This window comes from Psychrobacter pulmonis, from assembly GCF_904846465.1.
In the GTDB taxonomy this organism is placed as follows: domain Bacteria; phylum Pseudomonadota; class Gammaproteobacteria; order Pseudomonadales; family Moraxellaceae; genus Psychrobacter; species Psychrobacter faecalis.
In genome coordinates, this window is record NZ_CAJHAT010000002.1 from 349337 (window position 1) to 364096 (window position 14760).

Sequence of the window (14760 nt, forward strand, 5' to 3'; positions counted from 1 at the left end):
TTTGACCTGCTTATTACAGGGCTTCTTGTTATAATATGCAGACCATTTACTTTGCATGGCAGAGATGCCTTGATCTTACGGATTATGCCTTTATGATGACCATCGCCGGACAACCGTTTCTTACCGATTTTCAGACGCAGCAACTCATCAGTCAGTTTCAGCAAAAAACCGAGCTAAATGTCAGCCAGATTCATACTCAGCAGGTTTATGTGCTATCGCGCGACCTCGTAGGTAATGAGCAGAAAAAAGCACTGGATTTGTTTGGGGTGCATGCCGATATTCAACTTGCCGCCCCTGAAGACAATCAAATACAAGTGATCGTCGGTCCGCGTTTTGGGACGATTTCGCCGTGGGCCAGTAAAGCGACCGATATTTTTAATAACTGTGAAATTGAGATTAAACGCGTCGAGCGCGTTATCGTTTATACCCTAACGATTGACGCAAAAGCAGACGGTGAATTGAGCGCGACCAATAACAAGTTATCTAAAGCCGCTGAGCAATTATTATTTGACCGTATGACCCAAAGCCTAGTTTATGATTTAAATGACGTAAATAAGCTGTTTGATGATGAACAGCCAGCGTCGCTTAATCGCATCGACGTCATCGGTCAAGGTCAATCAGCACTACAGAATGCCAATAAAGAATTTGGTTTTGCCTTGTCGAGCGAAGATATCGACTATCTAATGAATGCCTACGTTAATGAGCTAAAGCGTAATCCAACTGACGTTGAGCTGATGATGTTTGCACAGGCCAACTCAGAGCATTGCCGTCATAAAATCTTTAATGCCCAGTGGACGGTCGATGGCGAAGTACAGCCAAAATCCCTGTTTCAGATGATTAAAAATACTTATAAAGCCAATCCACAAGGTATCTTGTCGGCTTATAAAGACAACGCCGCGGTGATGGCTGGTGCTAAGGGGCTGCGTTACTACCCAGTGCCGACTGATGCCACGGATGTAAATTCTGCCCATCCTTATGGCTTTCATAAAGAAGAAATCGATATCTTAATGAAAGTTGAAACCCATAACCATCCAACGGCGATTGCGCCTTATGCGGGTGCAGCGACAGGTGCGGGCGGTGAGATTCGTGATGAAGGCGCAACGGGACGTGGCGGTAAGCCAAAAGCCGGTCTGACGGGTTTCCATGTATCACATCTGCATATTCCAGAGCTTGCGGAAAAATGGGAGCAGTCGGGTCAAGTAAGCACAAAGGACTATGGAACGCCCGATCGTATGGCCACCAGCCTTGAGATTATGACCGAAGCACCACTTGGCTCAGCCAATTTCTCGAACGAGTTTGGTCGTCCAAACCTATGCGGGTATTTCCGTAGTTTCCAATTAGACACTTCAGCAGCAAAAGATGGCAGCCAAATGCGCGGCTATCATAAGCCCATCATGCTGGCAGGTGGTTACGGTAACATCAAACGTAACCTAATAGAAAAAAATGCCATTCAACAAGGTGATCTCTTGATCGTTCTTGGCGGCCCTGCGATGCAAATCGGTTTGGGCGGCGGCGCAGCATCGTCTGTCGATAGCGGCGAGCTAGATGAAGGCTTGGACTTTGCATCGGTTCAGCGCGATAACGCCGAGATGGAGCGTCGCTGTCAGGAAGTGATCGATCGCTGCTGGGCCTTAGCTGGAAATGAAGCGTCGGGAAATGACGCTGATGCCAGTAATACCAGCAATGCTAGTAAAGACGGTAACCCCATCGTCTCTATTCATGACGTCGGCGCAGGCGGTCTGTCAAACGCTATGCCTGAGCTGGTCGATGACCATGATATGGGCGCCCATTTAAACCTGCGTAAAATCCCGTCGCTGGAAGCGGGAATGTCACCGATGGCTATCTGGTCGAACGAAGCGCAAGAGCGTTATGTGTTAGCGATTCGCCCAGAGAGTAAAGATCAGTTTGATGCCATCTGTGCCCGTGAGCGCTGTCCGTATGCTATCTTAGGCGTAGCGACGGAAGTTCGTCAGCTTATCGTTGATGATGAGATGCTCGATGAGCAGCCAGTCGATATGCCGATGCAAGTACTGCTCGGTGGAACGCCGCAGATGCAGCGTAGCTTTAGCCGTCAAGAGAAAGAATTGCCACCGCTTGAGCTCAATGACTTTAATTTAGCTGAATCTATCAAAGATGTGCTACGTCATCCAACCGTTGCCAGTAAGTCTTTCTTGATTAGCATCGGTGACCGCTCTATCACGGGTATGGTAGTCCGTGATCAATATGTCGGTCGTTATCAAGTGCCGGTTGCCGATTGCGCCGTTACCGCGTCTGGTTTATTAGCGCTAGATGGTCAGCCAATGAGCGGTGAGGCAATGAGCGTTGGTGAACGAACGCCTATTGCGCTGATTAATCCAAAAGCCTCTGCGCGCTTAGCAGTCGGTGAGGCGATTACCAATATTGCCGGTGCCCGAATTAACCAGTTATCAGACATCACTATGTCAGCGAACTGGATGGCAGCCTGCGGCGATGACAATGAGGACGCTGCATTGTTTGACGCCGTACATGCGATCGGTGAAGAGCTATGCCCAGCACTCGGTATAGTGATTCCTGTTGGTAAAGACTCGCTATCGATGCGTGCTAATTGGACGGATAGCAATAAAGACGGCAGCACAGATAAATCAGTGGTTTCGCCAATGAGTCTTGTGATTACGGCTTTTGCGCCTGTTATTGATGTGGCAAAAACCTTAACACCTGAGCTAATCAATGGTGATAGCGCCTTCTACCGTATTGATTTATCCAAAGGTAAACTGCGCCTTGGCGGTTCAATCCTTGCGCAAACGGCAAGCCAATTGGGCAATGAGTGTCCTGACCTTGAAAAGCCAAGCGATTTAATCGATTTCTTTAACTTTATCCAAGCGGGTAACGCGCAAGGCGTTATTAGCGCTTATCACGATATAGGTGATGGTGGTTTGCTGGCGACGATTGCAGAGATGCAATTCACCAGTCGCCAAGGTATCAAGCTGTCATTGGACGATAAAAATTTACTCGGTCAATTATTCAGTGAAGAGCTGGGCGCGGTCATTCAAGTCTTACCAGAAAACGTCGCCGCTCTCATGCAATTGGCAGAAGAATTTAACGTCAGCGATATGCTGAGCCTCGTCGGTCAAAGCTGTGAGGAAGACAGCCTTATCATTCAAACGCCGCTACATATGGGCGATGATACTTTACGCTTTAGCCGTTCTGAGCTGCAACAAGAGTGGACTCAGGTCAGCTATCAAATTGCCCGACGCCGTGATAACCCAGCGTGCGTACAGCAAGAATATGACTTGATTAGCGATGCTAGCCATCAAGGTCTTATCGCTGCACCAAACTTTGACCTCAATCAAAAAGTGGAAGAGCCATATTTAGCTAGCCGTGAAAGCAAGCCAAGAGTCGCTATCCTGCGTGAGCAAGGCGTCAACGGTCAGACCGAAATGGCAGCAGGCTTTACCCAAGCAGGTTTTGAAGCGGTCGACGTGCATATGAGTGACTTGCTTGAAGGTCGTATCAATCTACGCGACTTCGACGGTTTAGTCGCTTGTGGTGGCTTTAGCTATGGTGACGTACTCGGCGCAGGCTCGGGCTGGGCAAATTCTATCTTGTTCCATGATGAATTGCGCATGCAGTTTGTGCGCTTCTTTGCCCGTCCTGATACCTTTAGCTTAGGTGTCTGTAATGGTTGTCAGATGATGGCTCAGTTAAAAGATTTAATCCCAGGTGCTGAAAACTTTCCAAGATTTATTGCTAATAAATCAGCCCGCTTTGAAGCGCGTACCGTTAACGTCAAAGTCGAGCGCACTAAGTCTATCCTGTTCAAAGGTATGCAAGACAGTATTTTACCAATCGCTGTTGCCCACGGTGAAGGCTATGCCACGCTGAACACTACCGAAATCGACGGTATGGCAAAACACGGTCAGCTTGCCATGCGCTTCGTCGATAGCCAAGGTCATCCAACCGAGACCTATCCGCTCAATCCAAACGGTTCGGTCGGCGGTGTCACTGGTCTGTGTAGTACCGACGGTCGCGTCACCATCATGATGCCGCACCCTGAGCGTACGCTACGTGCCTATAATCACAGCTGGAAACCAGAAGCATGGGATGAGGACGGCGCGTGGATGCGTATGTTCCGTAACGCCCGTGCTTGGTTGCGTTAAGATAGTTTGAGTTAATTTTAAACATAAAAAAAGGTGGGCTTAGGCTCACCTTTTTTGTGTTTGGAATTTGGTTTTATGTGGGAGCTAATCCCGCCTTCCGCTTGTATCTGCCAGTATGGGCGAGGCGGTGACACGAGTTGAGATGTTGCTGTTGCCTCGGCACCACCTCAAACTCTAGCCACCGCAACTTGCCCAACCCAGCAGGATACCGCTACAGTCGGGGCTAAAACGCGCCTCTGAATGACCATTTTATGATAAATTAGTCTGAACTTTAATTTTAATCGGTGCGCTAGGTGCACACTACGAGCTTTTCAATAAAACCAGTCGCCATTACGAAGATTTTCTATATCTCTGTCACTTGATTTACGCACCATGTTAGATATTGCACCGTTAGCTTGTCCATGGTCTAGCTTTGTAAGAAAAGTATTGACCTCAGATTCATTCGCATGAAGTATCTTATCTAAGTAATATCGTTGTTCACTCTTGTCTAATGTAGTTTCTTGAAGTTGAAAGGGTCTATGTAGCGCAGCTTGAAGCAATGCCACTCTATATTTATCGTTCTCGATTATTTTGAAGTCTTGAGCATTTATATCTATGATCACGTTATATTCTGCGAAACCACTTTCAACAGAAATACTTAAAGTGTAAGCTCCATTTTCTGCTTTCGCTAGCATACGAAGATCATAAAAGATGATTTCTTTATCCATATTTTTTCCTAATCAGCTTTCCCTTTCTGCGCCTCATCAATCAACTCATGAATCTTTGCGCTTTCTCTTAACACACAAGCCTCATAAGCCGACAGCTGCTCATGTTCTTGTTCTTTTTTTATTTCCTGTTCTTGCTCCTGCCTTGCTTTTTCTTCCAGATATTTCTGTAGCTCGTCTTGCTCATTTTTCTCGTTGTATTGTGAGTTGCTCATGGCTTATGTCTCCTACTATTTTTTTATCCATTAATAAAAGTCATCACGACCAGCATACTTCTTATTGAGTGCACGTAGTATCGCATACGTTTCTAAATCCAGCTCGCCCGTTGGCTGCTGCGGACGGAAATGCAATTGAAAGGCATACACGACATCGCGACTGGCTTTATCCCACGCGTCTGTGTCATTGATTTGATAACCATAATCGCGAAACGCTTGCTTAATCTCAGGTATCGTTGCCGCGGCAAACGCGTCTTGATTCATAAAGAATTGCTTATCAAACTCATCATACCAAGCCCCAATGCCGTACTCCTTATGCAGTCGCTCCCAAGGGAATTTAGCACCAGGATCGATTTTACGCGACGGTGCCATATCCGCATGACCGATGATATTCTTTGCTGAGATATTATATCTTTTCGCCAAGTCTTGTACCAGCTGCGCTACTTTTTGAATCTGAACCTCATTAAATTCGACATAGTGCTCATAAGGATGATAGTCGAGCGCACCGCTTTTTAAGGCGTCTCGATATTCAGGTTTGATGCCTGGGTTGACAATCTCGATACCGATAGAGGTATCGTTGAGTATCGTTCTACCAGCAAAACCGCCCGTGCCAGCATGCCACGCGCGTTCGCCCTCGGGCACTAAGTTATAAATTTTATTATCGTTATTATCCAAAATCAGATAGTGAGCGCTGACGTCACCAGTAGTCAAAAGCCTAATAGCGCGGGCATTATTACTCACCGTATAATGCAAAATAATGGTTTTGATACGCTTGCTTTTGCCCGTGGCTTGATAGGTTTCGCTATCGATGACGAAAGGCTCGCTGGTCGCTATTTGGGCGTTATGAGTGGTCACGCAGCCAATTAAAGGCAGCGTTAAGGCACATGCTAAAAAGATATTTTTTGCCATGAAATGCTAACCCTTCCTAATTTTCTTTGCTAAAACCTTTTTCCAGCTTTCTTCTAAACATTCAATCGCCAGCCACGGCTCGATAACCTCAGCATCAAATTTCTCTTTTGAATTGGCCAGTTGCCATAGCTTTTCTAGCGTCGCAAAAGGATAGGGGCGTTCGATGAGATAAACCGGCAAATCAGCGTGAATCATACCATCACGTACAACCTGAAAATACCAGCCAGCGATACCTTGTTTGGTCACCCAAGAGGCGATATTTGGCACTTTGTTCAGTTTAAACTGTCCGATTTGGTCATTGATTTTGTAGCAGGGGCGGCGAGGTTGCACGATGCGAAGTTGGACGCTGTTGTTATTATCAGTATTGCCATATTGCCCACCGTATTGAAAAATATCCCCAATACACACCGTCGACTCATCCATTGCAGGCAGACCGTTTACCGCTTCAGTCGTTAGGTTTTCACCAAGCGTGCCAACGCGTACCTTTAAGCCAAACTCAGCGTTAATCTTATCGTAAGTTGCCGTTGCTAATTGATGCACCGCTTTTAAGGGGCCGCCATGATGACGCCGGTCGGCTTGTTCATCGGTAGTTAATCCCATAAAGTTGACCGCGACAGGCGCTTCGATCGGCGCTTTATCAATGGCGCTCATCTGCTCACGGGCAAACGGCATGGCTTTACCCGCGCGCACGCAGGTTAAATTGGCGATATGTAGCGGCAGGGTTTGATTGAAATCAGCACTATTTTTTTGGCTAGAAGATGTTATATGCTCTATGCTCATGGAATATCCTAATCGATAGGGATTTATTAGGCGAGTGGTTAATTCATTAGAGATGTTAAAGATGGCTATTATCTTAGCCTAATCGGGCATGTGATTATATGGCTTTAGCGATTTAACCTTTATCTGTACCAAATTTTAAACAAAAAAAGACCAGAGTTGACTCTGGTCTTTTTTTAAACAGTGCTGTTAACAAACAAGATTATTTATTTTTATTACGGCGACCTGCGGTTTTCTTCTCACGCGGTACAGCGACCAGCTCAGCCAATTGATCAGGTGACGACCATAGGCCTTCTAAGTCATAGAACTCACGCGCAGCTGGCGTCATCATATGCACGACAACAGAGCCCAAATCAATCAGCGTCCAGTCAGAATCGGTACCGCCTTCACGGCCAAGTGGCATAAAGCCCGCTTGCTTAACTTCAGCGCCGACGCTGTCTGCCATCGCACGGACGTGGCGTTTTGAAGTACCGTCAGCGATGACGATGCGCTCCATCACGTCCGTTAGATTTTCTACGTTTAAAACAGTGATATTTTTTGCTTTCATATCGTCAAGCGTGTTTTCGACTACCGCTAAGCATTCTTTTAAGCGTTCTTCAGTCATGGTATTGGTCATAAATGGTCTTCTCTTCAATCATAAATATTAAAAATAAAATAGTAAATCATCACATTGCTTGTGCTCACGAGCCCTTGAAAAATAGGTAAATAGGCAGGTGTTTTTGCGGCAACATGGATAAAATAGGTAAAGTTAAACGTATAAGGCGATTTTAACGGAATTGAGCAGCAGAATATAGCTGATGGTCGATAATATATTGATAAACGGCAGGATTTAGCCATTTAGCGAACGAATTGGGTACAGTCGGGTTAATGATAGCATTTATTGGCTGTAAAGTTGCGTTTTGCGAACCTTGCTTGCGCAGCTGTTGACGTACTTGGGTGCTTGATATCGCTGCCACAGGGCGCGGGTCTATATAAATGCGTCCTTGAGCGGCATTTTTCAAGTTACTGCTGGCTGTTAAAGATTTTAAAGCTGGCGCGACAAGGTCAGTAGCCGAGTCAGTGATGAAGTGTTGCAATGCTATGGGAAGCTGAGATTGCAGTGCAGTAAGGTTTGACGTTACTAAGTCTTGATTAATAAGCTTTTCTTGTGCAATAGTATTTTCATCATTATTATTAATAATAGGGTCATTTTCAGCAATGCTAAGCCGATTAAATACCCATAAATTGACATGATCGGTCAGCGTCAAACCGTCTTTCCATTTATCCAAACTCTGCGCGCTGTCCATGCCCATGATAAATATCAGGTCATCGTGCGGGTAGCGCGCGCGTAAGGTTTTTACACTATCAATGGTATAGACCGGCGGCGTTTGCCACAGCTCAAGCTCATTGATTTGTAGCGGGGTATTTTTTATAGCCAGCTTTAGCATGGCCAGACGGTGCTTAGGGTCGGTGCTGTCTGCTTTAAAAGGCGACCGCGCATTGGGCAATAATGACACCTGTAGCTCACGCTGTTGTTGCTTTGCTATTGGTAATAAACTTTGATAAACATACAGCGCCATTTGTAGATGACCATTATGCACAGGATCAAATGAGCCGCCCAAATAGGCACGAATGGCGGGTTTGGCGTTTTTCGTTAGGTGATAGTCTTTAGAATAAGGCATAAATAAATGAGCAAAAAGCGCTATGAATGGACAGTGTCGTTAAGTGAACTATAGCATTATTGGAGAGCGCTCAGTAAGGTCGTATGTTTTAAAGCCCTAAAGATTTAACAAGAATAGTCCATAAAAAACCGACCATCATGATGATAGTCGGTTAAATGTATAGCGATTAAAGATGACTGTAAATTATAAACGGTACCGCTATTAAATCTCGTCGCTATGTGCTTGGATGGCGGTCAGGGCGATGGTATAAATAATATCATCGACCAACGCACCACGCGATAAGTCATTAACGGGCTTATTCAAGCCTTGCAACATCGGTCCGACACTGACCACATTGGCGCTACGTTGTACCGCTTTATAGGTGGTGTTACCGGTATTTAGGTCAGGGAAGATAAAGACGTTTGCTTGTCCGGCAACCGGTGAGTCAGGGGCTTTTTGTTTACCGACGCTCATGACCGAAGCGGCATCATATTGCAATGGGCCATCGACGGCGAGGTGCGGCGCACGCTGACGGACGATTTCGGTTGCACGAATGACCTTTTCAACATCAGCGCCCGTACCAGATGAACCCGTTGAGTAGCTAATCATCGCCACTTTTGGATTGATACCAAAGGCGGCGGCAGACTGCGCCGATTGAATGGCGATTTCAGCGAGCTCTTCGGCGTTCGGGTCAGGATTAATGGCACAGTCACCATAGACCACCACTTGCTCAGGTAGCAGCATAAAGAATACTGACGATACCAGCGAATACTGCGGCGCGGTTTTAATCAGCTGAAACGCAGGGCGCACGGTATTCGCGGTTGTGTGTATCGCCCCAGAAACCAAACCGTCAACCTCGTCCATTTCGAGCATGGTCGTACCTAAATAAACCGTGTCTTTGAGGTATTCAGCAGCGACTTCGGCGTTGGTTTTACCCTTACGGCGCTCGACCACGGCATTGATATATTTATCCATATCAAGGGTATCAGGGTCGATAATCTCAAGGCCCTCAGGCAACACCAAATCGCGATTTTTCGCTACTTGCTCGACCTCACTACGCTTGGCAATCAACACGCAGTTGGCGATACCGCGACTTTGGCAAATGCACGCCGCTTCGACCGTACGTGGCTCTGAGCCTTCTGGGAGCACGATACGTTTTTTGGCATTTTGCGCTTTTTTGACCACTTGATGACGAAATGCCGAAGGAGACAGGCGCATCTCATACTCTTGGCTAAAGTACTCTTTAATCCAGTTGAGGTCTAAATGCGCGGCGACATAACGTGCCACTTCTTCGGCGCGCTCGGTATCATCGCTTGGAATCTCAGAGCTCAAATGCATCAGGCTTTGTACGGTCTCATAACTGTCGCTTTCGACACTCATGATAGGGATGCCGGTTTTGAGCGCCGATTGCCAAAGCTCAGCGACGGTTGCGCTTGGTACCACACCGCCCGTTAATACCAGTCCTGCTAAAGGGATGCCGTTGATACAAGCAAGTCCCGCGGCCAACAGTAAGTCGTCGCGGTCACCCGGCACAACGATAAGCGTACCACGTTTAAAGACTTCATCAACGCGAGCGACCGAGCGCGCGGTCAAACTGATGCGGTTGATACGGCGCGATTTTGCCTCACCGACGTTTAACCAAGTGGCGTCGAGCTCAGCGGCGATATCCCACGTACGCGGTACAGAGAGCGAATCACTAAAGGGCACCACGCCGATTAAGCGAAACTCTTCGGTATTAAAGTGCGGTGACAGGCGCTGCACTTCTTGCATAAAGCCCTCGTCTAAATTGACGATGGCTTCGCCTGGGGCGACCATCTGATTTTCGAGGGTGCTTTGGGCGTTTGGTAAATCGTGCATCCGCATTAAGATACAACCAAGCGTGCGCTCACTGGCGATACCGCCAAATTCACGAGCGTGGACGTCAAGCTTGTCAGCCAGATAGGCAGGTTTACTGGTATCGGCGGTGCTGACAAAAATGATTTTAGCATCTAAGGCATGGGCAATGGCGCGGTTGATTTGCGACGCATAAGAGGTCTCAGTCGTCGATACTAAGCCTTCACAAATCACCACATCGTAGTCGTCGCCTAAGGTATGATAATTGACGACTACTTCTTCCATCAAATCATCAAGATTGTCGTCGCCAAGCATACGCTCAAGGCGCTGACGGCTGATAGATTTGGGTGGATTAAGACCAAAAGCGTGCATTGCCAGCGCGCTTGAGCTGTCTAAACTGTTTTGCTTATCTAAGGTATCGTCTTGTAAAAACGGCTTCATAAAGCCAGCTTTGATACCGTTATAGTCAAAGGCGCGAATCAAGCCTAACGCCGCTGACGTCACACCGATACCGCGACTGATGGGCACAAGTAAAAAAGTTTGCATAATGTATCCTACTATTTATTTTATTTTTTAAGCGCGTTTTATCCTTGTGCCATACAAACGCTCCCTGTTTTCTTATGGCACAAGTAATGGTTTGTTTAGCAATCTGATGCTTACAAACCTAAGGCTTCGCGCGTTTCTTGGGCAATGCGGCATTCTTCATCGGTTGGGACCACCCACAGCTCAATGCTGCTATCGTCGGCATGGAAACTGCCTTCTTTGCCACCGACCAAGCTGGCGTTTTTAGTGCTATCTACCTTGATACCAAAATGCGGCATCATCTCTAAAATACGCGTCCGTGTGGTCACTGAGTTTTCCCCAATCCCGCCGGTAAAGACAATGCCGGTAAAGTCAGGTAGCGCACAGCTTAAGCTGGCAAGGTACTTAGCGACGCGGTAGCAGAACATCTCAATCGCAAGCTTAGCATCTTGATGACCTTCATTTGCTGCTTGCTCGATAGTACGTAAATCATTGGATAAGCCTGAAATACCCAGCAGCCCACTTTCGTTATTGAGCATCTTATCGGTTTCTTCTAAGCTCATGCCTAGTTGGCGCTTGAGGTGAATATGCAAGCTTGGGTCAACATCGCCGCTGCGCGTGCCCATCATCAGCCCTTCAAGCGGCGTCAAACCCATACTGGTATCGAGACTTTCACCATTGTAGACAGCCGTTGCCGAGCAGCCATTACCTAGATGCGCGGTCAACCAACCATGTGGCGCTTTAGCACTGGTGATTTCGCTAGCGCGTTCTGATACATAAGCGTGCGAGGTACCATGAAAGCCGTAACGACGGATTTTATATTCATCATAAAGGACTTTTGGCAGTGGATAACGAAAGGCAACAGGTGGCATGGTTTGGTGGAAGGCGGTATCAAATACCACCACTTGCGGAATCTCGGGATAAATTGCTTGTACTGCTTCGATACCGAGCGCATTGGCAGGGTTATGGAGCGGTGCTAATACTTTTAAGCGTTTGACTTCTTCTAACACATGCTGATCGACACGCACCGCTTCTGAATACTCGCGGCCGCCATGCACCACGCGGTGGCCGACAGCAATAAAGTGATATTGCTCAAGTAACTCAAGAATTTTTTTCAAGGCCAGTTCATGACGACCGCCAGCGATGGCGATTTCTAGCTTTTCGCCATTTAGCGTGGTGTGTTTGATACGAGCAGTGTCGAGGCCTAAGTTTTCTGCCAGACCTGTGATACGCGTAGCATTGTCTTCGCTGATCAGCGCGTACTTGATTGAAGAGGAGCCGCAATTTAGTACTAAAGTGGGGTTGGTTAGATTCGATGTTTCAGAGTCTTTATCATTAAAATTGGTGGTTACGCCAGCGCTCATACTCTATCCTTAGAAGTTATTTTTTGGGTGGTGATTCGACATCGATAGTCACCGATTACATAAAAAAACCAGCCATATTCTTGTCGCCGTAAGCCAGACAGCTGCCATACGCAACAATCCTATCGCTGATTTTTATCATTGCTTTTAGTCTTACTTTTCGCATTGTTTTTAATATTTTTCTTAATATTGTTTTTCGCATTTCAGGCTTGCAGTGTTTTTAAAATACCTTAAAAGCGCATAATTGCCCAAAATTCTCGCAGCAGTTAATGGCTATTAAAACCCATATTAGCGCTTCATTGCCGCTGCAAGGGTTCACTATAATGTACCATATTTTGAGGTTTATACCACGATAACTATAAGGCTTTAATTATGCCGTTTTATACAAGTGTACACCGAATACCATCAACCGCTGCCAGAGATAATAGGATAAAAGCTGTTTTTATAAAATTGTAAGTAAGTTTGTCTGTGGTTCTCTGTCTGTAGCTATTGATAGCGTTTATAAAATCCCATTTTGCCTAGCGTTAGTCGTTAATTCTTATAAATTTATGCGCCAATCAGCAGCAGGGGGCGCACAACTTTATCGAATAATGCTATGATTAAAAAATTGTCCTATTTTTCTACTGCAGCCTTATTTTCGCTGATAGTGATTGTTATCGCCTGCAAACCATTGCAAGATGAAAGGTTAGCCATTCTATGTTTACTATACGCCGTACCTCAAATTTTAACAGCGCTAATTTAAGCGTTGACGTCAAACCTGCTGTTTATCAGGTAACCATAGCGACGCTGGTCATCGGGGCAACTGCCTTGGCAGGTTGTGGGCAAAAAGGCGATTTGTATTTAGCAGAACCAAGTAGCCAAACGGTAAAAGATAATACGGCTGTGCTTGAGAGCACCAGTCATCCGCAAGATGCCGCCTTTACTAAGCTTAATGACAATGCAAATAACGCGCAAAACGCCGAAGATTTTCAGTTGCCGGCGCCAAGTACGGATCCTAACGATTATTAATGCTTGTCTATTAGTATTGGTTTATTAAAAGCCAAATATTCAAACGATTCTTAGCCTATTCAAGCTGCTAAACCCATTAATCCGTTAATCCCTTAATACATTGATTATATTAGAGACAACTTTATGAGTCAGTCAGTCACGACCAAAACTGAGCAAGGATTGTATGTGCATCCTGAAGCCTTAACCGCCCATTTGCCCGCGCTCGATTATCGCGATGGCGCGTTATACATGGAGCAGGTAAGTATTGATGAGGTGGTCAAGCACTATGGTACGCCGTGTTATGTCTATTCAAAACAAGCAATTTTAGACGTTTATCAGGCTTATACCACAAGCTTTGCTAACCTAAAGCATCAAATTTGCTATGCGGTGAAAGCAAACTCTAACCTTGCCGTACTTGGCATCTTGGCGCAAGCAGGGGCAGGATTTGATATTGTCTCACGCGGTGAGTTGATGCGCGTATTGGCAGCGGGCGGGAAAGCTGAGCGCGTGGTATTTTCAGGTGTTGGCAAAACCTATAGCGAAATCGAATATGCCCTTAACCAAGGTATTGGCTGCTTTAACGTTGAGTCGATTAGTGAATTGGCGCTGATTAACGAAGTGGCAAAAGCGCTTGATAAAACAGCGCCGATTTCATTGCGGGTCAATCCAGACGTCGATGCCAAAACCCATCCGTATATTTCAACCGGTTTAAAAGATAATAAATTTGGCATCAGCCATGAAAATGCCGTTGCGGTTTATGAACAAGCGGCACAGTTGTCGCATATTGATATCGTCGGTATCGACTGTCATATCGGCTCGCAGTTGACAGAGGTTGCGCCATTTGTTGCAGCGCTTGACAAAGTGATTGAGCTGATATATAGCTTGCGAGCTAAAGGCATTAAGCTGCGTCATATCGATTTGGGCGGCGGGCTTGGCGTGCGTTATATCGATGAAACGCCAGTGTCTATCGAGGAGTTTGCGCAAGCGTTACTACCCAAACTAAGCGAGCTTGGTTTAACGGTATTCTTCGAGCCGGGTCGTAGTATCGTGGCCAACGCCGGTGTGCTCTTAACTAAGGTTGATGTGTTAAAACCAACCGAGCACAAGAATTTTGCCATTGTCGATGCGGCAATGAATGACTTGATACGTCCAGCGTTATATCAAGCAGAAATGGCGGTGATTCCAAGTGTTTTACCTAAAGAAGGCATTGATAGCGATGGCACACAGCCGTGGGATATCGTTGGCGCGATTTGTGAAACCGGTGACTTTTTAGCAAAAGACCGCTTATTGTCATTAGCAACAGGTGATATTTTAGCCATTACTGGGGCTGGCGCCTATGGCTTTACCATGAGTAGCAATTACAATTCACGCGGTCGTGCTAGCGAAGTGATGGTAGCCGATGATAAGCATCAACTGATTCGCAAACGCGAAACGCTTGAATCTTTATATGCTAATGAAGTGTTGTGGCAGGATAAATAACTCTTTTAACCAATTTAGTGCTTACAAGTTTTTTAATTAAAAAAAACCCATTGTGGTAACGACAATGGGTTTTTTATTGCCTGCTTTAATGAAGGTTTGGATAAGAAATATTTGTTCGGTGATAGAGCTTTAACTTAGCGTTTGATAGCGGTGATAATTATGATTGTATCTGACAGCGTGCTAATATAAGGCATACA

11 protein-coding genes are annotated in these 14760 nt (G+C 46.1%); 3 read left to right on the forward strand and 8 right to left on the reverse strand.

Annotation, left to right across the window (positions count from 1 at the left end; all coding sequences use genetic code 11):
* Positions 1-92: 92 nt before the first annotated feature.
* Positions 93-4136: a phosphoribosylformylglycinamidine synthase gene (gene purL / locus JMX70_RS05240; RefSeq protein WP_201590184.1), complete on the forward strand. Its 4044-nt coding sequence runs from the start codon at positions 93-95 to the stop codon at positions 4134-4136.
* Between the two features lie 311 nt (positions 4137-4447).
* Here the strand turns inward: purL and JMX70_RS05245 are convergent, their stop codons facing one another.
* From JMX70_RS05245 to JMX70_RS05280, 8 genes are all read right to left on the reverse strand, one after another.
* Entirely contained in the window at positions 4448-4843 is a 396-nt protein-coding gene (locus JMX70_RS05245; protein ID WP_144297857.1) for a hypothetical protein, read from the reverse strand.
* An 8-nt stretch (positions 4844-4851) separates the two neighbouring features.
* Complete coding sequence (locus tag JMX70_RS05250; protein ID WP_201590187.1) at positions 4852-5055, reverse strand: hypothetical protein; 204 nt, start codon at positions 5053-5055, stop codon at positions 4852-4854.
* A 30-nt stretch (positions 5056-5085) separates the two neighbouring features.
* Positions 5086-5964, reverse strand: coding sequence for an N-acetylmuramoyl-L-alanine amidase (locus JMX70_RS05255; RefSeq protein ID WP_201590190.1), 879 nt, complete (start codon positions 5962-5964; stop codon positions 5086-5088).
* 6 nt (positions 5965-5970) lie between these two features.
* Positions 5971-6744: an MOSC domain-containing protein gene (locus JMX70_RS05260; protein ID WP_201590193.1), complete on the reverse strand. Its 774-nt coding sequence runs from the start codon at positions 6742-6744 to the stop codon at positions 5971-5973.
* A gap of 199 nt (positions 6745-6943) precedes the next feature.
* Complete coding sequence (gene rsfS / locus JMX70_RS05265) at positions 6944-7357, reverse strand: ribosome silencing factor (RefSeq protein WP_068406254.1); 414 nt, start codon at positions 7355-7357, stop codon at positions 6944-6946.
* Positions 7358-7508: 151 nt separating this feature from the next.
* Positions 7509-8402, reverse strand: coding sequence for a nicotinate-nicotinamide nucleotide adenylyltransferase (locus JMX70_RS05270; protein ID WP_201590196.1), 894 nt, complete (start codon positions 8400-8402; stop codon positions 7509-7511).
* 201 nt (positions 8403-8603) lie between these two features.
* Positions 8604-10760: a phosphate acetyltransferase gene (gene pta, locus JMX70_RS05275; RefSeq protein ID WP_201590199.1), complete on the reverse strand. Its 2157-nt coding sequence runs from the start codon at positions 10758-10760 to the stop codon at positions 8604-8606.
* Positions 10761-10870: 110 nt separating this feature from the next.
* A complete protein-coding gene (locus JMX70_RS05280; protein ID WP_144297849.1) occupies positions 10871-12100 on the reverse strand; it encodes an acetate/propionate family kinase in 1230 nt (409 codons plus the stop codon).
* Positions 12101-12793: 693 nt separating this feature from the next.
* Between JMX70_RS05280 and lptM the strand changes: the two genes are divergently transcribed.
* Complete coding sequence (gene lptM, locus JMX70_RS05285; RefSeq protein ID WP_200662491.1) at positions 12794-13105, forward strand: LPS translocon maturation chaperone LptM; 312 nt, start codon at positions 12794-12796, stop codon at positions 13103-13105.
* Between the two features lie 123 nt (positions 13106-13228).
* Complete coding sequence (gene lysA, locus JMX70_RS05290) at positions 13229-14563, forward strand: diaminopimelate decarboxylase (protein ID WP_201590201.1); 1335 nt, start codon at positions 13229-13231, stop codon at positions 14561-14563.
* Positions 14564-14760: the final 197 nt, after the last annotated feature.